This is a genomic window from Gallibacterium salpingitidis (assembly GCF_001678495.1).
Taxonomy (GTDB): Bacteria; Pseudomonadota; Gammaproteobacteria; order Enterobacterales; family Pasteurellaceae; genus Gallibacterium; species Gallibacterium salpingitidis.
This window is the reverse complement of sequence record NZ_JTJL01000040.1, coordinates 1-21160: the sequence shown is the minus strand read 5'-3', so window position 1 is coordinate 21160 and position 21160 is coordinate 1. Positions and strand designations below refer to the sequence as shown.

Below are 21160 nucleotides of genomic sequence, written 5' to 3'. Positions count from 1 at the left end.
CAAAAAGGCGTTGATATGAAATTAGGTATTGATATTACAAGTGTAGTATTAAAAAAATTAGCGAATAAAATTATTTTAATTTCAGGGGATAGTGATTTTGTTCCTGCTGCAAAATTAGCAAGAGTCGAAGGAGCTCATTTCATTTTAGACGCGATGGGAAGAGAAGTAAAAGGTGATCTTGCAGAACATATTGATGGCTTGAAAACATTCATTCATTGTCACAAAGCAGATGCGAAAGATTGTTGATTATAGTAATAGCTGAAATAGAATTAAGAAAATATTTTTGATCTAGGCACTCTTATTATGAGATAAAACTTCTAAGCAATCTTCCTTTTTTCTAATAAAAAATCTATTACTGCTTTAGCTCGTTTTAACTGTTGTTGGCGTGGAAAATAATAAAGATAAAGCGCAGGAAATTGCCGCCAATATTGTGGCAATACAGGAATCAGTTGGTCACGTTGCGCTAATTGCTGATAACGTAAATCAAAAATCCTACCGATGCCAAAATCTTGCAAAATAGCATCAAGCACCATTTCCGTATCATTAAGAATTAATTGGCTTTTCATCTGAATCTGTTTTTCTATACCTTGAATATTCACTGTCAAAGGGTTGATACGATATTGCTGTAATTGGTGCGACAGGCTTAATTGGTAAAGGTGTAACCGCAGAATTAGAGTAGAGAGAGGACATCAAATTATTGGTATTTCACGTTATGCAGATAGTTTACCTAAAGCAGAAAATTTTACTGTTTTGCTGATTGATGTAAATTCAGGTGAATTGGTAAAAGCATTAACAGGTGTTGATGCGGTAGTGAGTGCTTTTAATGGTGGTTGGGAAAATCCAAATTTAGTAGCGGATTATAACCAAGGTATGAAGAGTATTTTACAGGCTGCAGAACAAACGAAAGTTCCTTATCTATTGATTGTTGGTGGGGCAGGTTGTTTATATGTAGCGCCGAATTTGCAATTAGTTGATACCAAAGAGTTTCCACCAGAAATTTATCCTGCTGCTGATGCGATTCGCCAATGGTTAACGAATTTAACCTTAAATTGGGCATTTATTTCCCCAGCGGCAATGTTTGCGGTTAATCCGCCACGTTTTATTGCGACTGGAAAATATCGCGTTGGCGGTAACCAAGTGCTACTTGATCAAAATGGTCAACCAGCCGATATCAGTGTTCCTGATTTAGCAAAAGCCATTGCCGATGATGTTGAGAGAAAAGCACATTTACATCAACATTTTACGGTTGTGGAATAAGTGATTTGTAACAAAAGAATAGCACCTAAACTTGATCTGCATCCTAAAAGTTGGACTTATTATCCAATAAATAAAGGTGCAGATTTTTTTGTGATTTTTCTAAGTTGTTATAACCCCTTTGATAAAAATTATTGCTAATGTGTGTATGCGTGTGTATTATTCTTCGTGATTAAGATTAGGAGGAAGCATGCGCTCATCTGACTTAATCAAGGAACTTAGAGATAACGGTTGTTATATGGTGCGTCAAGGAAAAGGTGATCATCAAATATGGGAATCACCAATTACAGGAAAGCGATTTATTGTACCTCATCCTAAAAAACATCTACCAATCGGTACTTTAAGATCCATTAAAAAATCGGCAGGGCTCTTGTAGCTCTGCCGATCAATATGTGGAGGTTATATGTTATTTACTATCGGAGTAGAAGTACCAAAAAATGATGGTGAAGCTTTTGGTTTAGTTGTTCCAGCATTATGCACTGATGACTATAGTTGTTTTAGTGGAGCAGACAATAAGGAAGATATTATTCCAATGGTAACGGAAGCTATTCATCTAACAATAGAAAATATGGTGGAAAATAATCTAGATCTTTTGAAAATAAAGGATCTTGGTTTTATGTATTATAAACAGCAAGAAGATTTTGCTTATTGTGATACCTGGTTATTAGTTGATATTGATATCACAGCCTATTTCGGTAAGCGGCAGCGAGTAAATGTAGTTTTACCGCAATATTTATTAGATAGAATTGATCAGCGTATTATGGAAAATCCGAGTTATAAAGATAGAAGCCATTTTTTAGCTATTGCAACTAAGCATGAACTAGAAAATAGAGTTTGAAGAGTGAATAATATTTGCAAAAGAATAGCACCTGGCTCGGTGCTATTCTTTTGTTATCTAAAACTTAATTAATCAAGGATTCGTCTAGATTGTGTGTAAGTTCTTGTCCAATAATCTTCACTTAAAGAACTAATTGTTACACCTTGACTGGTACTAGAATGAATGAAGAGGTCACCACCTAAATAAATGCCAACGTGACGGTTTTTTCTAAAGAAAACTAAATCACCTTGTTTTAATTGATTTTTTTGGATTTGACGACCTAGAGATTTTTGTTCTGATGTGCTACGAGGAAGGTTAATGTGGAATTTCTCAGCGAATGCAGTTTGTACGAACGCTGAACAATCAATACCATTTTTACCAGTGCCGCCTAATTTATAACGAACACCAACCCACTCTTGATAGAAATTATTCAATTTTTTATTGATAATTTTACGTTCAGTGGCGTTTGTTTTTAAAATAAGTTCACCAATTGGATCATCGCCATCTGAATGTGTAGCAGCAGTTTGCGTGGTAGAAAGGTTACTACACGCCGTTAAAAACAAGAAACATACTGGTACAAGAATTCGATAAAACATGACTCAAAAAACAAGTAAAAATATAAAAATCACACAAGTGGCGACAATCCTACCGAAAAAGTACTGGTCTGGCTAGTAAATTTTGATAATTAATGGTAATTAAAACTGATTTTTGTGAGTTCGTTCAAAGTTTAAACGAAAAAATTAACGTTTTTCTAACGAACGTAGCCAAAAAATTTCATCTTGCCAAATTTCAGGATTAATGGTTTCAAGAATCATTGGAATATTATCAAACCGACTGTCATTCATAATATAAGAAAACACAGCAGTACCAATAGTACCAGCTTGTAAACAATCGTGGCGATCAACGTGGCTGCCTAAAGGCGTTTTAGAACCGTTGAGGTGCATTCCTCGTAAATAGTTAAAACCCACAATTTGCTCAAATTGAGTAAAGGTATTTTCGCAAGCTTCGAGAGAAGAAATATCATAACCAGCAGAAAAGGTGTGACAAGTATCTAAACAGACGCCGACACGCTCTTTATTTTCAACATTAGCGATGATTTCTGCTAAATGCTCAAAACGCCAGCCTAAATTAGAGCCTTGCCCCGCAGTATTTTCAATAACAGCGATTACATTGGGCACTGTATCAATAGCAATGTTGATAGACTCCGCAATACGCTTTAAACAAGCCTGTTCATCAATTTGTTTTAAATGACTGCCAGGATGAAAATTAAGAAGTTTTAAGCCAAGTTGATTACAACGTTGCATCTCATCAATAAAGGCTTCGCGAGATTTTTCTAATCCTTCAGCGGTTGGATGCCCTAGATTAATTAAATAGCTATCATGCGGTAAAATTTGCTCGGCAGAAAAGTGATGTTTTTCGCATAATTCCCGAAATTTTTTGATATTTTCTTGTTTTAAGGCAGGCACTTTCCATTGGCGTTGGTTTTTGGTAAACAGCGCAAAAGCATTGGCATTAATTTCTACTGCACGTAGTACTGCATTTTCTACACCACCAGATGCACTAACATGAGCACCAATATATTTCATTTTTTCTCCTGTAATAGCTTATTGAAAAGTGGAAATTATAGTAAACTTAGCCGCTTTCTTCACAGTTAATTGATAATTATTGAGATAGTTAAAATATATGAGTGAACAACCTATTGAAATTAATAACTTTTCTTTGCTTTGCCGTCTATTTGGTAATTTATTTTATCGTCAGCCACAAGATCCCGTTTTAGCACCAGCATTACAATGGGTAAAGCAAGGTGGCGTGCGTTCTGTGTGGGCTTTAGTATTAGATGCGCAAAGTGAAGTGGCGATGACAAATTTACAAACTGATTGGACTGTTGAACAATTAGTTGCAGATTATCAACATTTGCAAGAATCGGTAGCGTTCCAATTATCCGCTTATAATGTAGCGCTTGCGGATTTTGTGCAATTTCGCCAAGAACGAGCGATGCCAGAATTAGAGAATGCAGATCATATTGCTTTATTATTATTAACTGCTTCGTGGATCGAAGATCAAACTGGTTCGTTATCGGCGCAACAGCAATTGTTCCAAGATTTCCTATTACCTTGTATGGGGCGTTTTCTGGGGCAAATTGAAGCACATGCAAAAACTGCTTTTTATCGTAGCTTAGCGCAACTTTGTCGTGATTTATTAGCAGCAATGGCTGATGAGCTAGAGGAAGAGTTGGAAAGTAAAGAATAAATCTACATAAGCTATATTAATTTATTGATATAGCTTGTTTTTTATTGTTCTTATGGAAAAGATGATTAGGAATTATAAAAGGAAGATGGCGGAGGAAAAGAGATTCGAACTCTTGGAGGACGTAAATCCTCGCCGGTTTTCAAGACCGGTGCCTTCAACCACTCGACCATTCCTCCGCAGAACTGGTTGTTTTCAGCGGTGTGAAATATAGTATAGATTGATCTTACAGTAAATAGAAAATTGATAATTTTAATGCAATAGCTTACTTTTTAAGCCTTATGCTGTTTTTTTACACTTTTTGGGCTTTTTATCGGTGTTATTATTGACATCGTTATCATAAATTATTACCGTTATTGAGTTATTTTGTTAATTAGGAGACTTAACTATGCAATCTAAAATTGTTGTTGATACTCGAGAAAGTTCCGCTTCGGTATTGAGTACCAACCGAGTACTACGTAATACTTATTTCTTATTAGCGCTAACCATTGCCTTTTCGGCATTTACTGCTTATTTATCAATGGCGTTAAATCTGCCTTATCCAGGATTAATTGTAATGTTAGTAGGTTTTTATGGCTTACTTTTCTTAACTTATAAGTTAGCTAACAGTGGATTGGGTATTTTAGCAACTTTTGCCTTTACTGGTTTCTTAGGTTATACGCTAGGGCCAATTTTAAATGTTTATGTCAGCCAAGGGTTGGGTGATGTTGTTGTTACTGCTTTAGCAGGAACAGCGCTCGTTTTCTTTGCGTGTTCTGCGTATGTACTTACCACAAAAAGAGATATGTCATTTATTTCTGGAATGATGTTTTCTCTTTTCATCGTGTTAGTGGTTGGCGTTATTGCAAGCTTATTCTTAAATATTCCAGCACTACATTTAGCGATTAGTGCATTGTTTATTGTGTTCTCAAGTGGCGCAATTTTATTAGAAACGAGTAATATTATTCATGGTGGTGAAACTAATTATATTCGCGCTACTGTGAGTATTTATGTATCGCTTTATAATATTTTTGTCAGCTTGCTCAATATTCTTTCTGCAAGTCGTGATTAATAAATTGATTAGTAGTCAGTTATGGAAACCGCATCAATGATGCGGTTTTTTAATGCTTAAATAATTAGAATAATAGATAAATTTAACTAGGAATTTTTGTACAATGGTGCCGTTATTATTGAGGTAGTTATGAATTATATTGAATTAAATGGACTGCAAATTGAAGTTGATGCACAAGGTTATCTATTAAATAGTGCAGAATGGTCGCCGGCAGTGGCGCAAGTAATTGCTGAGAAAGAAAATCTAACGTTAACTGAAGCGCATTGGGAAGTGATCTATTTTGTACGTGATTTTTACCAAGAGTATAAAACATCACCGGCAATTAGAATGCTAGTTAAAGCAATGGCGCAGAAGTTAGGCGAGGATAAAGGAAATAGTCGTTATTTACAGCGTTTATTCCCAGATGGTCTGGCTAAACAAGCCACTAAATTAGCAGGATTACCTAAACCGGCAAAATGTCTATAGTGATATTTGTTGATAATTATTCTCATTTATGTATAATTGGGCTAAACTTATACTTCGTTTTATTTTTAATCTTTGAGGAAAAAGTATGCTAAAAAAATATCTAATCTTTCTTTGTTTATTATCCATGTCTGCGTTAAGTTTAGCGAAGCCTTTCAAAGTAATTACAACATTTACTATTATCCAAGATATTGCGCAAAATGTTGCTGGTGATAGCGCAATAGTAGAATCAATTACTAAGCCAGGTGCAGAAATACATAATTATCAGCCGACACCAAAAGATATCATTAAAACACAAGATGCTGATTTGATTTTATGGAATGGTTTACATTTAGAACAATGGTTTGAACGTTTTTTTAAGACATTACCAAAAGAAGTACCGAGTGTGGTTGTCAGTGCTGGCGTTGAGCCGATTTCTATTTATGAAGGTCCATATAAGGGTATTCCTAATCCGCATGCGTGGATGTCGCCGAAAAATGTGATGATTTATGTCGAAAATATTCGTCAAGCATTGGTGAAATATGATCCTGCTAATGCTGAAAATTACAATCGTAATGCAGAAATTTATCAAGAAAAACTGCGAGTACTAGATAATAATATCCGTGAAAAATTGGCACATATCCCAGAAAAACAACGTTGGTTGGTGACGAGTGAAGGGGCATTTAGCTATTTAGCAAAAGAGTATGGTTTTTCTGAATTATATTTATGGCCGATTAATGCGGAACAACAAGGATCACCCCAACAAATCCGTAAAGTAATCGAACAAGTAAAATTACATCATATTCCAGTGGTTTTTAGTGAGAGTACAATTTCAGATAAACCAGCAAAACAAGTTGCAAAGGAAACCGGCGCAAAATATGGCGGTGTACTTTATGTTGATTCTCTTTCTACTAAAACTGGACCGGTACCAACATTTCTAGATTTATTATCAACTACCACTAATACTGTTATAAAAGGATTTTCACGAGAATGAATAATGTGGCCTCTTTGCTGGTGGATAATATCAGCGTTCGTTATAACAATGGGCATATTGCGATCAATCAGATGTCATTTCAATTAGAAGGCGGTACGATTTGTGGTTTGATTGGCGTAAATGGTAGCGGTAAATCGACTTTATTTAAAAGTATAATGGGCTTGATTACGCCACAACGAGGCAGTATTAAGTTATGTAATATTCCAGTTCAACAAGCGTTAAAACAGCATTTAGTAGCTTATGTACCACAAAGTGAAGAAGTGGACTGGCAATTTCCTATTTCAGTTTATGATGTGGTAATGCAAGGGCGTTATGCACATATGAATTTTTTACGTATGCCAAAAGCTAGCGATAAAGAAGCGGTATCACAAGCGATGCAACGGGTAGATATTGCACATTTAAAAGATCGGCAGATTGGTGAATTATCTGGTGGACAGAAAAAACGCGTTTTTTTAGCAAGGGCGTTGGCACAACAAAGTAAGATTATTCTATTAGATGAGCCTTTTACTGGTGTTGATGTACAAACAGAAGTAGCAATTATTGAGTTATTACAGAAATTACGTGAAGAAGGCTGTTTAATTTTAGTTTCTACTCATAATTTAGGGAGTGTACCTGATTTTTGTGATCAAGTAGTGATGATTAATCGAACAGTGATTGCTAGCGGCTCAACACATTCAACATTTACTCAAGAGAATTTGGAAAAAGTATTCAGTGGTGTGTTACGTCATATCAAGTTGCATGGAGAAACATTACATGATGATGGTGATGATCGTGCGGTTACTGTTTTGACTGATGATGAAAAAGCGGCAGTATTCTATGGTAAAACTAAAAATGAGCCACCAGCAACATTAATAGAACAGGATAAAAGGCAATAGCTATGTGGCAGTTATTAATTGAACCTTTTCAGTATGATTATATGTTTAAGGCAATTTGGGTAAGTGCCGCTATTGGTGGCGTTTGTGCATTTCTATCCGCCTATTTAATGTTGAAAGGTTGGTCATTGATTGGTGATGCTTTATCTCATTCAGTAGTACCAGGCGTTGCTATTGCTTATGCTTTATCTCTTCCTTATGCAATTGGAGCATTTTTTTCTGGTATTTTGGCTGCAGTTGCCATTTTGTTGATTAAAGCAATTACACCATTAAAAGAAGATGCGATTATTGGTTTTATTTTTACCACTTTCTTGGCATTAGGTTTATTTATTATCTCTTTAAACCCAACATCAGTAGATGTAGAGAGCATTATTTTAGGGAATATTTTGGGTATTGCGGATAGTGATGTTTGGCAAGTCGTCATTATTTTGAGTGTTAGCCTAGTGTTGCTATTACTGTTTTGGAAAGATTTATTACTCGTTTTTTTTGATGAGATTCAAGCCAAAGCAAGTGGATTGAATCCAACTGCACTAAAAGTGTTATTTTTCACATTATTGAGTGCATGTATTGTGGCTGCGTTACAAACTGTTGGCGCGATTTTAGTCATTGCGATGGTAGTAACACCAGGAGCAACCGCTTATTTGTTAACAGATCGTTTTGCGACATTACTTAAAATAGCAATTGCATTTGGCGTAATTACAAGTGGTGTTGGTGCTTATATCAGTTTTTATCTTAATGGTGCAACTGGCGGAATTATTGTGAGTTTGCAAACTTGCCTCTTTTTGTTGGTATTTGCATTTTCACCAAAATATGGCTTTTTCACGCAACGCTATTATGCAGTTAAAGGAAAGTAGGTGAGTAAGATGAGTGTAGTATTAAATTGGCTGATTGAACCGCTTTCTTATCCTTTTATGCAGGTTTCAGTAATCACTGCATTGATGATAGCGGTTATTTGCGCTGTATTATCCTGTTATTTGGTGTTAAAAGGCTGGGCGTTAATGGGTGATGCTATTTCTCATGCAGTCTTGCCGGGTATTGTGCTTGCCTTTATGTTTAATTTGCCGCTGACATTAGGTGCATTTATTGCTGGTATTTTTTGTGCTAGTAGTGTCGGTTTTCTCAAAAATCATGCACGTTTAAAAGAAGATACTATTATGGGGATTGTTTTCTCCGGTATGTTTGCTTTTGGTTTAGTGTTGTTTAATTATGTAGAAACAACACAACATTTAACGCATATTTTGTTTGGTGATATTTTGGGAATTGATCGACAACAAATGTGGCAAATGTTAACAGTTGGTGCAGTTATTTTATTGATTATTTATAGTAAATGGCGTGATTTATTGTTGTATTGTTTTGATCCAATTCAGGCAAAAGTAGCAGGACTAAATACGACAATTTTGCATTATGGATTGCTAACATTATTGTCTTTAGCGATTGTATTAGCTATGCAGATTGTTGGTGTGATTTTAGTGGTTGCAATGTTAATTTCACCTGGAATTACCGCGTATTTATTAACTAAACGTTTTTCTACAATGCTATTAATTGCCATTAGTAGCGCATTATTAGCCACTGTTTTAGGCATTATATTAAGTTTTCATTTAGATAGTGCAACTGGCGCAACGATTGTATTAACACAAGCGTCATTTTTTATCTGTGCAGTTATTTTAAGCAAGATAAAATACCGTCGTCATAAATTGATTTCACCAGTGATGAATATTAGTGAATAATTTGGAAATCGGTAAAAATTGTTTTAGTTTCTAAGCTAAATGATTCTACATAATTAACAGTTGCCGTTTTAGATCCTTGTTGCAACCAAGCTGAAAATTGCTCTAGCTGTTGCTCAGAACCTTGTGCTAGAACGGCAACACTACCATCAGCTTGATTTTTTACCCAACCAGTTAAACCTAAGCGTTGCGCCTCCCGCCAAGTGAAGAAACGGAAACCTACCCCTTGTACATGTCCATAAATAATAAATTGTAGTGTTTTCATATAAATATTTCCTAAATTTTTATTTAATTTTTATAGAAAATAGCATAGGATAAGAACCTCTTAAACTAGCTCGTAATTTTTACTAGGAGTGTACATGAAATTATCTCGTTTTGCATTGGCATGTGTGGCTGCAACGCTTTCAATGAGTACGCTAGCTGCGAAAGTCACTGTAACCCCAAATATTTCCCTTCTTGCCATTGACGGTGAAAAAGTAAAATCTTCCATTACCAAATCTAAAAATAGTTTCGATATTAATGATACCAATACTCACCAAGTGGTAGTACGTGTGTCTGAAGTGGTAACGAATGGTTCAGATAGAACTTTATTTGAATCTAGCCCAATTATCGTCACTTTCCAAGGTAATAACCAAGATTTAGTGATTACTGCACCACGTTTAGATAATATGCGCAATGCAAATTTATTCGCTAAGAATCCAAAAATTACGGTGAAAACTAGCGCAGATCAAGAAATTAGTACTAAACAAGATATTTTACAACAAAGCGGTATCTTCCCAGATACACGTGTTGCTGAAGATCTTGCTGAATACAATGCTTCTAAAGGTGCTGCAGCAGTACCAAATTTAGTTTCAGTAAGTATGCCAGCTGCAATGCCAACTGGTGCAGGCGTGAAAGCGTCAAAAGCGAAAATTACTGTACAAGGTGAAAATGTTGCAGAACAAATGTTGCAATATTGGTATCAACAAGCAGATAAAGAAACTCAAGCTCGTTTCTTAAAATGGGCTCAAGGCAAATAACCATTCAAGGTTAATTTAAATTTGAGGTACAATAAGCGGGCAATCTAGTCCGCTTTTCTTTTTATTAAAAGGAGATAATTATGCAACAAACAACACGTCAATTAAAAATACAAAAAAATGTTGCTTTAGTCGCACATGATCATTGTAAAAACGATTTAATTTTATGGTGTAAAACACATCAACAACAACTTTTACAACATAATTTAGTCGCGACAGGAACGACAGGTCATTTAATTGAAAAAGAAACTGGTTTAAAAATTAATAGTTTGTTAAGCGGCCCAATGGGTGGTGATCAACAAATTGGTGCATTAATTGCAGAAGGAAAAATTGATGTATTAATTTTCTTTTGGGATCCAATGAATGCTGCTCCTCATGATCCTGATGTAAAAGCGTTAATGCGTATTGCGACAGTGTGGAATATTCCAACAGCAATTACAAAAGCTTCTGCTAATTTCTTAATTTCATCACCATTATTTACCCAAGCGACAGAGATTCAAATTCCTGATTATCAAGGTTATTTAGCGGAGCGATTAAAATAGTATGTTGAATTTTATTCTCAATTTGTGGAATTTCTTTTTTGGCGGTTTTGTTGTGTCGTTAGGTTGGTTAATTACCACATTTTTAAGTGCAATATTGATTGTTACCTTGCCTTATACACGCAGTTGTTGGGAAATTTTTAAATTGTCTTTAGTGCCTTTTGGACATGACATTATCCATGTCAGTGAATTAGAACCCCAACATTCAGTAATGAATGGTTTAGGTGCAGTGTTAAATATTGTTTGGTTTGTATTATTTGGTTGGTGGTTAGCTTTAGCACATATTATTGTTGGTGTGATGCAATGTCTAACCATTATCGGTATTCCAAATGGAATTATGCACTTTAAATTAGTGCGTATTTCGCTCTTTCCAGTTGGGCAAAGAGTGGTTGAAAAAGATTATGCAACTTATCTAAAGCAAAGGAAAATCTTTAAATAAAAATGATGTTCAAGCTGTTTTTAGAACGAATTAATACGACTTGGTTAAACAGTAAAATTTTAGCTGTTATTCCTATCTTTCTTGCCGTCAATATAGTTTCCATTATTGTTTGGTATTTTGATATTTCATCAGTAAGTATGCCTTTAATTCTGGGAACTATTGCTGGCGGACTAGTCGACTTAGATAATCGACTAAGCGGACGTTTAAAAAATCTTTTTTACACGTTAATTGCTTTCTCAATTTCTTCTTTAGTGATCCAAATTACCTTTGTTGATCATTATTTATTTATTTTGATCATGGCGTTACTCACGTTTTTCTTCACGATGTTAGGCGCAATTGGGCAACGTTATAACACGATTGCTTTCGGTAGTTTGGTGGTAGCACTTTATACTATTCTTGCTTATAACCCTGAACAGGTTTGGTTTGTTAATCCAATTTTGATTCTGGTCGGTACTTCGTTATATAGCCTATTAACGATGGCGATCTACTTACTATTCCCGTTACGTCCAGCGCAAGAAAATTTGGCGAATGCTTATCTTGCACTTGCGGATTACTTACAAACTAAAGCGGAATTTTTTAATCCGGATAATCGCGAACACGATTTAGATCATAACCAAACGGCACTAGTCATGGCGAATAGTAAGGTTATTCAAGCGTTTAATCTTTGTCGTAGTGCTTTGTTCTATCGTTCAACAGGAAGTTATGTGCAACATACAACATTGAAAATGATCAACAGTTATTTTATTGCACAAGATATTCATGAACGAATTAATTCCAATTATTTTAATTATGCCGAGTTATTAGCTGATCTTAAGTATAGTGATTTAATTTTTAGAATTCGCTATTTAATTGAATTACAAGCGAAAACTTGTCGTGCATTTGCGAAAACTTTACAACGCAATCAAGCCTTTATTTATTACGGTAAGGTTAAGCACGCGATGTTGGAACTGGAACAATCTTTTGCCCATTTTAAAGCGAACTCACCAGAATCAGAACATATTGCGAATTTATCGGTATTGTTAGAGAGCTTACATAAAATAGAACAGCAGCTTTCACATTTGGATGTAAAAGTAAAAGAAGCTGAAAGTAATAGTGTTAATTGGCGTATTCATCAAGATCGTATTACTGGTTTAGCTAATATTTTTCGCGTCATTAAAAATCAATGCACCTTTGAATCGCAATTATTTCGTCATGCAGTGCGTTTAACAATTGTTGTGACTGTTTGTTGTTTAATTGCAAATAATGTACCAATTGAGCGTGGGTATTGGATTTTATTGACAGCAGTTTTTGTCTGTCAGCCAAATTACACTACGACGCAAGCAAGGCTTAAACAGCGAATTATTGGTACTATTTTAGGGGTGTTGGTAGGATCTTTAATGCCATATTTTACAACAAGCTTAGAAAGTAAATTGGGTATTGTGGTAATAGCGAGTACCTTATTTTTCTTCTTTAGAACCAATAATTATAGTTTCTCGACATTTTTTATTACGATTCAAGTATTGATGAGCTTTAATATTATTGGTGTTGATATTGCATCAGCAACTTTACCAAGAGCGATTGATACCATTATCGGCTGTTTTATTGCTGGTTTGGCAGTGTCTTATCTATGGCCGGATTGGAAATATTTACGCTTAAAATATACTTTAATTAATGCACTGAAAAGTAATGCACGTTATTTATTGACGATAATGGTGCAATTACAATTTGGTAATCATAATGATCTGAAATATCGGATTATTCGTCGTCAAGCACATGATAATGCGACAGCATTAAATACTGCTGTGTCTAATTTGAATTATCAAGGCTATAAAGATAAGAGCCGTCTAAATAATGGTTTTGAATTATTAAAATTAAATTATTCATTATTAAGTTATATTGCGGCATTAGCGACATTCCGCTCGCAAATGGATACAACCAAGCTCAGTACACAGATGTTGATCCATCTTTATCCAATTTCACGACGAATTATTACTGTATTAGATAGCTTTGATCAATTGCAAGAGCAAGAATTTGCACAAGCGATACAGGAAATTAGTGAATTATTGCATCAATTACAGCAACAAAGTGTATTGGAGCAAGGAATAGCAAATTTCTTACCGTTAGTGAAACAATTAGAAGCAATTGCTAAAACATTACCAACATTGTATTCAGATTATCAAAAAGAGATTGAATTTAAGGCATCTTAAACTTTCATTAACAATGAGTCAGAATTGGTACTTAGGTATCAATTCTGACCAGTTCTACCAAACTTTTATTGCGATAATTCACATCATTTCGCAATGTAAAGCTCAATTTCTCCCAGAAGCAATTACCTTGTTGATTATGGGCAAAGACGAGCAATGCTACTTTATGAATTTTCAATTGCTGAAACTGCTGTAAAACTTTCTCTACCATCATTGTAGCAATACCTTGATTGCGATAATTTGGAGCAACAGCAGTATGATAGATATAACCTCTACGTCCATCGTTCCCAGCTAAAATAACACCCACAATTTTTTGTTCAATTTTCGCTACAAAGCAGGTATCAGGATTTCTTTGTAGAAAACGAGTGATGCCTTCTTGTGAATCATCGAGATCATTTAATCCCATCCCTTTACAGGATAACCATAATTGATAAACAGCATCATAATCAGCGATTTGCATTGGGGTGATATGCATAGATTCCTCTTTAAGTGTTAGCAAGAAATAAAGTTTAACAAGGTATATTTTTTATTATTACTTTTCCAATATCTAGAGAAATCTTTAAAGGACTTTAAAAGCAAAATATTTGGTAGCTGTGTAATACTACATTACATAGCAGCAATGCTGAAATAGTTCAGCAGTTATTGAGCTAATTTGTATAGCAAAATATTTCTATAACAGCTGATAAAACTATTCATCAAAAAGTAAAGAGGGATTCTATGATTAAGGATGTTTTAACTTTAAGTTTACCTTTGTTCAAGGAGTATGTTATGAGATATGGTTTATGGGAAACAACCTTTGCTTTGACCTTTTTTGCAGTATGTATGATTACTGTATGGAGATTGCCAGATCTTATTGAAGCTATTAGAAAATTTAAGTATAAAAACTAAATTTAAGGGAATGTATATTTAAGAATACTATGGGGAGATAGATATAGATGATTTAGAGTGATAGCCACAGTGATATCAAATTTGGTGGAGCTGGGGGGAGTTGAACCCCCGTCCGAAATTCCTCTACCTTCAGCACTACATGTTTAGTCTAGTCTTTAATTTCACTTACTCACTGCGGACAGACACGCGATAAATAAGCTAGCTTGATTTAATTTAGTGTTTCGATCCTCAAGCGGCGGCTTCCACACGATCTCGTTTAGGATGACTTATCTGAACCCTCGTCTTACGAGCGGAAGCTGAGGAGATAAGGCTTTAAGGCAGGTTATTAAGCTGCTAAAGCAAATTGTTCGTCGTTTGCGACTATTGTTTTGCGGTTTATTTACGAGGCCTACCGCACCTCGACATGCACCTTGGGCTTCGCTAATCCCGTCGAATCCTAGATCAGCCCCAAAAAAACGGCTTCATTCTAGCAAAATTTCTCATAAAGAGAAAGGGTAGGTTGTACTGATAATGCTCAGTTAGCCTGCCTATCATACTGATATTATGCTGAATTTTTTAATAATAACTCTTCAACATTTTTAAAGAGGTTCGATAAAGCTTGTGATTCTTCTAATAATAGAGAAAGCATTTCTTTCCTAAAATCAGCAATCGGAACTTCTGATAGATTTTTAATGTGTTCCTCTTTTTGGCGAATAAGAGAATTAAAATTGTCTTGTCGGTTAACGATATCCATAAAATATTTATGAATTTTTTTATGTTTTTTAAGAGTATTGTATTTTACGCAAACCTTAACAAAAGGCAGAATATAAGAACTTTCAATTAACTCTTGATAATCGCGGATTGATTGGTATATGCCGTCAAGATCATTAAGTTGTAAGGTACTAAATTTAGTTTTTCTAGTTTCAGTAAGAATATTTATTCTGGCTAAACGTGTGTAATAGTAAATTTCACCTTTTATTTCATCAGCAGATTTTTGATTATCTTCTTTGTGTTTAATGGTTTGTTGCACCAGAAATAATGCACCACCACCAAGAAGAGGGCCAATAACATCCAAGACATTATCAAAAATTTCAAATTGTGGGCTAGATAAAAATTCGAGCATTTGGCACCTCTTTTTGGCAAATAAAAAGTGATTTTATAGATTTACTAAACGTTCCAATGATGGTGCAAAATAATAACTTCCAGTCACTGGTTTTGTAAATCCTAATAAGCGATCAGTTTTACCATCAATTTCACCGAACATACTGAACAATTGTTGTTCTATATTGTGTAATGTACCGCAGTAAGAGATAAAATAAAGCCCATGTTTGCCGCTTGCAGTACCATAAGGAAGGCTTTGACGAATAATTTTTAAACCTTTGCCATTTTCTTTTAAATCAACACGTCCAACATGAGATGTTGGCGGCACTTCATCTAATTCAACGCTATCTGGTTTAGTACGTCCAATAACTTGCTCTTGTTTATGTTGATCAAGTTTTTCCCATTTATCTAATTGATGTTCCCAACGTTGGGTAAATACATAGCTGCCATCTTTATCAATGCCATCAGCAACGAAGCCAATTTCTCTACGGCGTTCTTCGCCAGATGGGTTTTCAGTACCATCAATAAAACCTGTTAGATCGCGATCTTCAACCCAACGGAAACCATGAATTTCTTCATCAACTCTGATTGCTTGGGCAAAAATTTTGAGAGCTAATTGTGCCAATGTGAAATTTACATCATGACGTAGTGAAAGGATATGAATCAATAAATCACGTTGTGTTGCTGGCGCAGCCAAATTACCCTTACCTAATTGCACAAATGGCTTGAGTTCTTGGGCATCAGCTGCGTTTGAAAGTTTACGCCATGCATCATAGCCAAATGCAACCACACTATGAATGTGTGCATCAGGGTGTTTTTGTTGTAATGATTGGGTCGCTTTAACGAACTCTTTGCAGGCTTGGGCAATGGCGGAATAGTCTTCAATTTTTGCTTCAAGATAAATTGCTGCTTTGCAATTTTCAAATAAAATACCTGTTTGTACGGTCATAAATAACTCCATTCTATGTCTAAAAAATTTGTAGATATTATAGCTCAAATTGAATAGGGGCGAATGATAGAAATTACCTATGTAATCGTTTGCTTATTTTCTGGAAAAGTCATTTTCAAGTAAGAAAAAAGTCTGTATAATTCCGCCGCAATATTTTTCACCTATTTGATTCATTAACTTTAACAATAGAGAGATATTGCAATGCTTAGAGTAATTAAAGAGGCCCTCACTTTTGATGATGTTCTTCTTGTTCCTGCACACTCCACCGTATTACCGAATACGGCAAATCTTTCAACCCAACTTACTCAAAAAATCCGTTTAAATATTCCAATTTTGTCAGCAGCAATGGATACCGTTACAGAAGCAAAAATGGCGATTGCGTTAGCGCAAGAAGGCGGAATTGGTTTTATTCATAAAAATATGAGTATTGAACGTCAAGCTGATCGTGTACGTAAAGTGAAAAAATTTGAAAGCGGTATTGTCAATGATCCAATTACTGTACGTCCAACAGCAACCCTTGCTGAAGTAGCAGAATTAACAAAGAAAAATAAATTTGCTGGCTATCCAGTTACTTCCGAAGAAGGTGATTTATTAGGTATTGTGACAGGGCGTGATACGCGTTTTGTTTCTGATTTATCTGTGCCTGTTACAGAAGTAATGACACCAAAAGAACGCCTAGTTACTGTGACAGAAGGTGAGTCAGGGAATCGTGAACACATCTTCAAATTAATGCACCGTCATCGTGTAGAAAAAGTATTAGTTGTAGACAATCAATTCAAATTAAAAGGAATGATTACCCTCAAGGATTACCAAAAGTCGGAACAAAAACCAAATGCGTGTAAAGATGAATTTGGACGCTTACGTGTCGGTGCGGCAGTGGGTGCTGGTCCAGGTAATGAAGAACGTATTGATGCGTTAGTTAAAGCGGGCGTTGATGTGTTATTGATCGATTCATCACATGGGCATTCTGAAGGGGTGTTACAACGTGTGCGTGAAACTCGTGCAAAATATCCAGATTTACAAATTATTGCCGGTAATGTAGCAACTGCTGATGGGGCGATTGCTTTAGCAGATGCTGGCGCAAGTGCGGTGAAAATTGGTATTGGACCGGGTTCTATCTGTACTACTCGTATTGTGACAGGGGTGGGCGTACCACAAATTACAGCGATTGCTGATGCGGCAGAAGCTTTGAAAGATCGCGGTATTCCTGTGATTGCTGATGGTGGTATTCGTTACTCTGGTGATATTGCTAAAGCGATTGCTGCGGGTGCGTCTTGTGTAATGGTAGGTTCAATGTTGGCAGGTACCGAAGAAGCGCCGGGAGAAATCGAGTTATATCAAGGCCGTGCCTTTAAATCTTATCGAGGTATGGGATCATTAGGAGCAATGGCGAAAGGCTCATCAGACCGTTATTTCCAATCAGATAATGCAGCGGATAAATTGGTTCCAGAGGGTATTGAAGGTCGTATCGCTTATAAAGGTTTCTTAAAAGAAATTATTCATCAACAAATGGGTGGATTGCGTTCTTGTATGGGATTAACTGGTTGTGCAACTATCGAAGAACTTCGTACTAAAGCGCAATTTGTGCGTATCAGTGGTGCAGGCATTAAAGAAAGCCATGTTCACGATGTAACCATTACCAAAGAAGCGCCTAACTATCGTATGGGTTAAGAAAAGTGATCGCACTGATTGACAGTGCGATCAAATGCAAAACCTGAATATGATTTTTCAAGGAAAGCGTTAATGAATATTAATGAATTTGTAGCAAAACTGGCGAGTCAAGAGAAAGAATCTAATTTAGAAAATGCTAATAAAGTAGATGATACCTTACCTGAACCAGTGAAAAAATTACACTTGGCTGTACAAAGTATAGAAGGTATTACTACAGTTGGTGTTAATCGTCATATGCTATTTGATCTTAAAAGTGATGATTTTTCACTACCGGTCTATGCAGATTTTCCACTTGGTTGTTTGCAACGAACACAAGGTGGTTTAGATAATGAAGTTCTGATCTCAATAGATTTTGCTATTAATTCTGATAAAAATGGTTTAAAGGCATTAGAGTTTTTGTCTTGGTGGGTAAGAGATCTTGCTAGAGGAGGTTTGAGTGTGCAACTTCGCGCGTTGGCACTACCACCAATAGCAGGACAGTTAGGCAAAACATTAACTTTTACCATTGACTATTTTTATCGTGATCCTGCACAAGATATGCAGCAATTACTAGATAAAGTCCTTGAGTTAGCCGAAAGTTTAAATGCAGCTAAACAAATGTATTTGGAATAACTATGCTACAAGCAATTATCTTTGATATGGACGGTGTTATCGTTGATACCGAATATGTCGAGTTTGATTTACAGCAACAGTTTATTGAAAGTATTAAAGAACATAATCAACCAATTACTTTAGAACAACGTTCTGAAGTTGTCGGTCAGTCATTAAGGGAAATTCCTAAAATTATTAAAAAATTAAGTGGTTCATCATTATCTATAGAAGAAATTCGAACTCGCTATTATGCTTTTTTTAATGAACTTTTTAGCAAAGTAGATTACCGTTCTATTTTTCGCCAAGATATTGACAAGATTATCCAATTTGCAAAGCAAAATCAGATAAAATTAGCAGTAGCATCATCTTCTAGAATGAACCATATCAATAATATTTTGTCAGCTTGCGGTATCAAAGATCAGTTTGATCTAATTGTTAGCGGTGAGATTTTTGAGCGTAGTAAACCAGATCCAACTATTTATCGTTATACCTTAGAAAAATTAGGTGTTAGTGCCGAGAATGCTGTCGCCGTAGAAGATTCTTTCTATGGAATGCAAGCAGCGAAAAATGCTGGTTTGCGTGTGATTGGCTATGAAGAGAAACGTATGATAATTGATCAATCTTTAGCAGATTATTTATGCAAAGATATGAACGAAATTTTGGCTATCGTGATGAAAATACATCAACAACAGATTTAATATCAGCAAACTATAACTACCTTTAAATCAACTAGAGAAACAACATGAATAACATTCACCAACATAAAATTTTAATTTTGGATTTTGGTTCACAATATACGCAATTGATCGCGCGTCGTATTCGTGAAATTGGCGTTTATTGTGAATTATGGGCGTGGGACGTTGCGGAAGAGGATATTCGTAATTTTGCACCGAATGGAATTATCCTTTCTGGTGGTCCAGAAAGTACGACTGAAGCGGGGAGTCCTCGTGCGCCGGAATATGTCTTTAATGCTGGTGTGCCAGTGTTAGGTATTTGTTATGGTATGCAAACAATGGCAATGCAATTAGGCGGTTTAGTTGAATCTTCAACTACGCGAGAATTTGGCTATGCTAATGTAGAAGTTTTAACAAAAGATAAACTTTTTAATGCGTTAGAAGATGCGCGTTCTGCACAAGGTAATCCATTATTAGATGTTTGGATGAGCCATGGCGATAAAGTAACTAAAATTCCACCACAATTCCATATTTCTGCTGCGACAGAATCTTGCCCAATCGCAGCAATGGCTGATGAAGAGCGCCGTTTTTATGGTGTGCAATTCCACCCAGAAGTAACCCATTCTAAGAAAGGTTTAGAATTATTAGAAAACTTTGTCGTGGATATTTGTCAATGTGAAAAACGTTGGACAGCGGAAAATATTATCGAAGATGCCGTTGCTCGTATTAAACAACAAGTTGGCGATGATGAAGTGATTTTAGCGCTTTCTGGCGGCGTGGATTCTTCAGTAACCGCTTTATTATTACAACGTGCGATTGGTCATAATTTACATTGTGTGTTTGTGGATAATGGTTTATTGCGTTTAAACGAAGGCGATCAAGTCATGGAGATGTTTGGCAATAAATTTGGCTTAAACATTACTCGTGTAAATGCGGAAGATCGTTTCTTAGGTGAATTAGCTGGTGTAAGTGATCCAGAAGCAAAACGTAAGGTCATTGGTAAAGTCTTTATTGATGTATTTGATGAAGAGTCACATAAGCACACTAATGTGAAATGGTTGGCACAAGGTACTATTTATCCAGATGTGATTGAGTCAGCAGCAAGCAAAACAGGCAAGGCGCATGTGATCAAATCACACCACAATGTCGGCGGTTTACCAGATTATATGAAATTAGGACTAGTTGAACCGTTAAAAGAGTTATTTAAAGATGAAGTGCGTAAAATTGGTTTAGCGTTAGGTTTACCATACGATATGCTTTATCGCCATCCATTCCCAGGTCCAGGGCTTGGTGTACGTGTACTTGGTGAAGTGAAGAAAGAATATTGCGATCTATTACGTCGTGCTGATGCAATCTTTATTGAAGAGCTACACAATTCAGGTTGGTACCATAAAGTCAGTCAAGCCTTTACCGTATTCTTACCGGTGAAATCAGTTGGGGTAATGGGAGATGGTCGTAAATATGATTGGGTTGTGTCACTAAGAGCGGTAGAAACTATCGACTTTATGACCGCACATTGGGCGCATTTACCTTATGATTTATTGGGTAAAGTTTCCAACCGTATCATTAATGAAATTAATGGTATCTCTCGTGTTACCTATGATATTTCAGGAAAACCACCGGCAACTATTGAGTGGGAGTAATCCTTATCATTTTAGAATTAACCAGAAACCTCGCTTGGCGAGGTTTCAGACCGCTGCCAAACCTAAATTTTGTCAAAAACTTCTATA

Annotated in this window: 26 protein-coding genes, 1 tRNA gene and 1 other RNA gene; 19 read left to right on the top strand and 9 right to left on the bottom strand. The window is 35.8% G+C overall.

Annotation, left to right across the window (positions count from 1 at the left end):
- The coding region (locus QS62_RS07725) for an NYN domain-containing protein (RefSeq protein WP_156550102.1) at positions 1–246 on the top strand (246 nt) is incomplete at its 5' end.
- Positions 247–317: 71 nt separating this feature from the next.
- Here the strand turns inward: QS62_RS07725 and QS62_RS07720 are convergent.
- A complete protein-coding gene (locus QS62_RS07720) occupies positions 318–566 on the bottom strand; it encodes a type 2 periplasmic-binding domain-containing protein (protein WP_066108338.1) in 249 nt (82 codons plus the stop codon).
- A 103-nt stretch (positions 567–669) separates the two neighbouring features.
- Here QS62_RS07720 and QS62_RS07715 point away from each other — a divergent pair, with 103 nt between their 5' ends.
- From QS62_RS07715 to QS62_RS07705, 3 genes are all read left to right on the top strand, one after another.
- Complete coding sequence (locus tag QS62_RS07715; RefSeq protein ID WP_330997995.1) at positions 670–1257, top strand: NAD(P)-dependent oxidoreductase; 588 nt, start codon at positions 670–672, stop codon at positions 1255–1257.
- 187 nt (positions 1258–1444) lie between these two features.
- Complete coding sequence (locus QS62_RS07710; protein ID WP_066108335.1) at positions 1445–1630, top strand: type II toxin-antitoxin system HicA family toxin; 186 nt, start codon at positions 1445–1447, stop codon at positions 1628–1630.
- A gap of 27 nt (positions 1631–1657) precedes the next feature.
- Entirely contained in the window at positions 1658–2092 is a 435-nt protein-coding gene (locus QS62_RS07705; RefSeq protein WP_066108332.1) for a type II toxin-antitoxin system HicB family antitoxin, read from the top strand.
- A gap of 68 nt (positions 2093–2160) precedes the next feature.
- On the opposite strand, the gene QS62_RS07700 is transcribed toward QS62_RS07705, so the two are convergent.
- Positions 2161–2667: an NlpC/P60 family protein gene (locus QS62_RS07700; RefSeq protein ID WP_066108328.1), complete on the bottom strand. Its 507-nt coding sequence runs from the start codon at positions 2665–2667 to the stop codon at positions 2161–2163.
- Between the two features lie 144 nt (positions 2668–2811).
- A complete protein-coding gene (gene nfo / locus QS62_RS07695) occupies positions 2812–3657 on the bottom strand; it encodes a deoxyribonuclease IV (RefSeq protein WP_066108325.1) in 846 nt (281 codons plus the stop codon).
- A 97-nt stretch (positions 3658–3754) separates the two neighbouring features.
- Between nfo and QS62_RS07690 the strand changes: the two genes are divergently transcribed.
- Positions 3755–4321, top strand: a complete 567-nt coding sequence (locus QS62_RS07690) for a TorD/DmsD family molecular chaperone (protein ID WP_066108322.1) — start codon at positions 3755–3757, stop codon at positions 4319–4321.
- Between the two features lie 86 nt (positions 4322–4407).
- Here QS62_RS07690 and QS62_RS07685 read toward each other — a convergent pair.
- A tRNA-Ser gene (locus tag QS62_RS07685) sits at positions 4408–4497 on the bottom strand.
- A gap of 209 nt (positions 4498–4706) precedes the next feature.
- Between QS62_RS07685 and QS62_RS07680 the strand changes: the two genes are divergently transcribed.
- The 6 genes from QS62_RS07680 to QS62_RS07655 all read left to right on the top strand — a co-directional run bounded on the left by QS62_RS07680 (position 4707) and on the right by QS62_RS07655 (position 9403).
- Positions 4707–5369, top strand: coding sequence for a Bax inhibitor-1 family protein (locus QS62_RS07680; protein WP_066108320.1), 663 nt, complete (start codon positions 4707–4709; stop codon positions 5367–5369).
- 129 nt (positions 5370–5498) lie between these two features.
- Positions 5499–5834, top strand: coding sequence for a TusE/DsrC/DsvC family sulfur relay protein (locus QS62_RS07675; RefSeq protein WP_066108317.1), 336 nt, complete (start codon positions 5499–5501; stop codon positions 5832–5834).
- Between the two features lie 124 nt (positions 5835–5958).
- Complete coding sequence (locus tag QS62_RS07670) at positions 5959–6804, top strand: metal ABC transporter substrate-binding protein (RefSeq protein WP_414146318.1); 846 nt, start codon at positions 5959–5961, stop codon at positions 6802–6804.
- Positions 6801–7679, top strand: coding sequence for an ATP-binding cassette domain-containing protein (locus tag QS62_RS07665; RefSeq protein WP_066108310.1), 879 nt, complete (start codon positions 6801–6803; stop codon positions 7677–7679). Before QS62_RS07670 ends, QS62_RS07665 begins: the two co-directional genes overlap by 4 nt.
- 2 nt (positions 7680–7681) lie before the next feature.
- Complete coding sequence (locus QS62_RS07660) at positions 7682–8530, top strand: metal ABC transporter permease (RefSeq protein ID WP_066108305.1); 849 nt, start codon at positions 7682–7684, stop codon at positions 8528–8530.
- Between the two features lie 9 nt (positions 8531–8539).
- A complete protein-coding gene (locus QS62_RS07655; RefSeq protein WP_066108302.1) occupies positions 8540–9403 on the top strand; it encodes a metal ABC transporter permease in 864 nt (287 codons plus the stop codon).
- Here QS62_RS07655 and QS62_RS07650 read toward each other — a convergent pair.
- Positions 9393–9665 (bottom strand): acylphosphatase, encoded by a 273-nt coding sequence (locus QS62_RS07650; protein WP_066108299.1) that lies wholly within the window; start codon positions 9663–9665, stop codon positions 9393–9395. The two genes, QS62_RS07655 and QS62_RS07650, sit on opposite strands and share 11 nt — an antisense overlap.
- A gap of 94 nt (positions 9666–9759) precedes the next feature.
- Here QS62_RS07650 and QS62_RS07645 point away from each other — a divergent pair, with 94 nt between their 5' ends.
- The 4 genes from QS62_RS07645 to yccS all read left to right on the top strand — a co-directional run bounded on the left by QS62_RS07645 (position 9760) and on the right by yccS (position 13580).
- Positions 9760–10419 (top strand): curli polymerization inhibitor CsgI-related protein, encoded by a 660-nt coding sequence (locus QS62_RS07645; protein ID WP_066108297.1) that lies wholly within the window; start codon positions 9760–9762, stop codon positions 10417–10419.
- Between the two features lie 80 nt (positions 10420–10499).
- Positions 10500–10958, top strand: coding sequence for a methylglyoxal synthase (locus QS62_RS07640; RefSeq protein WP_066108294.1), 459 nt, complete (start codon positions 10500–10502; stop codon positions 10956–10958).
- Between the two features lies 1 nt (position 10959).
- Positions 10960–11394 (top strand): YccF domain-containing protein, encoded by a 435-nt coding sequence (locus QS62_RS07635; RefSeq protein ID WP_066108291.1) that lies wholly within the window; start codon positions 10960–10962, stop codon positions 11392–11394.
- Positions 11395–11399: 5 nt separating this feature from the next.
- Positions 11400–13580, top strand: a complete 2181-nt coding sequence (gene yccS, locus QS62_RS07630; protein ID WP_066108343.1) for a YccS family putative transporter — start codon at positions 11400–11402, stop codon at positions 13578–13580.
- 31 nt (positions 13581–13611) lie between these two features.
- On the opposite strand, the gene QS62_RS07625 is transcribed toward yccS, so the two are convergent.
- The 4 genes from QS62_RS07625 to QS62_RS07610 all read right to left on the bottom strand — a co-directional run bounded on the left by QS62_RS07625 (position 13612) and on the right by QS62_RS07610 (position 16494).
- Entirely contained in the window at positions 13612–14052 is a 441-nt protein-coding gene (locus QS62_RS07625) for a GNAT family N-acetyltransferase (RefSeq protein WP_066108288.1), read from the bottom strand.
- A gap of 495 nt (positions 14053–14547) precedes the next feature.
- Positions 14548–14914, bottom strand: a transfer-messenger RNA (tmRNA) gene (ssrA, locus tag QS62_RS07620).
- A gap of 92 nt (positions 14915–15006) precedes the next feature.
- Positions 15007–15567: a hypothetical protein gene (locus QS62_RS07615; protein ID WP_066108282.1), complete on the bottom strand. Its 561-nt coding sequence runs from the start codon at positions 15565–15567 to the stop codon at positions 15007–15009.
- 33 nt (positions 15568–15600) lie between these two features.
- Entirely contained in the window at positions 15601–16494 is an 894-nt protein-coding gene (locus QS62_RS07610; RefSeq protein WP_066108279.1) for a Dyp-type peroxidase, read from the bottom strand.
- Positions 16495–16695: 201 nt separating this feature from the next.
- On the opposite strand from QS62_RS07610, the gene guaB reads away from it, so the two are divergent.
- The 4 genes from guaB (at position 16696) to guaA (ending at position 21073) form a co-directional block, all read left to right on the top strand.
- On the top strand, positions 16696–18165 hold the full coding sequence (gene guaB / locus QS62_RS07605) for an IMP dehydrogenase (RefSeq protein WP_066108276.1): 1470 nt from the start codon (positions 16696–16698) through the stop codon (positions 18163–18165).
- Positions 18166–18237: 72 nt separating this feature from the next.
- Positions 18238–18777: a hypothetical protein gene (locus QS62_RS07600; RefSeq protein ID WP_197496278.1), complete on the top strand. Its 540-nt coding sequence runs from the start codon at positions 18238–18240 to the stop codon at positions 18775–18777.
- Positions 18778–18779: 2 nt separating this feature from the next.
- Complete coding sequence (locus QS62_RS07595) at positions 18780–19454, top strand: HAD family hydrolase (RefSeq protein WP_066108273.1); 675 nt, start codon at positions 18780–18782, stop codon at positions 19452–19454.
- A gap of 44 nt (positions 19455–19498) precedes the next feature.
- Positions 19499–21073, top strand: a complete 1575-nt coding sequence (gene guaA, locus QS62_RS07590; protein WP_066108270.1) for a glutamine-hydrolyzing GMP synthase — start codon at positions 19499–19501, stop codon at positions 21071–21073.
- The last annotated feature ends 87 nt before the right edge of the window (positions 21074–21160 follow it).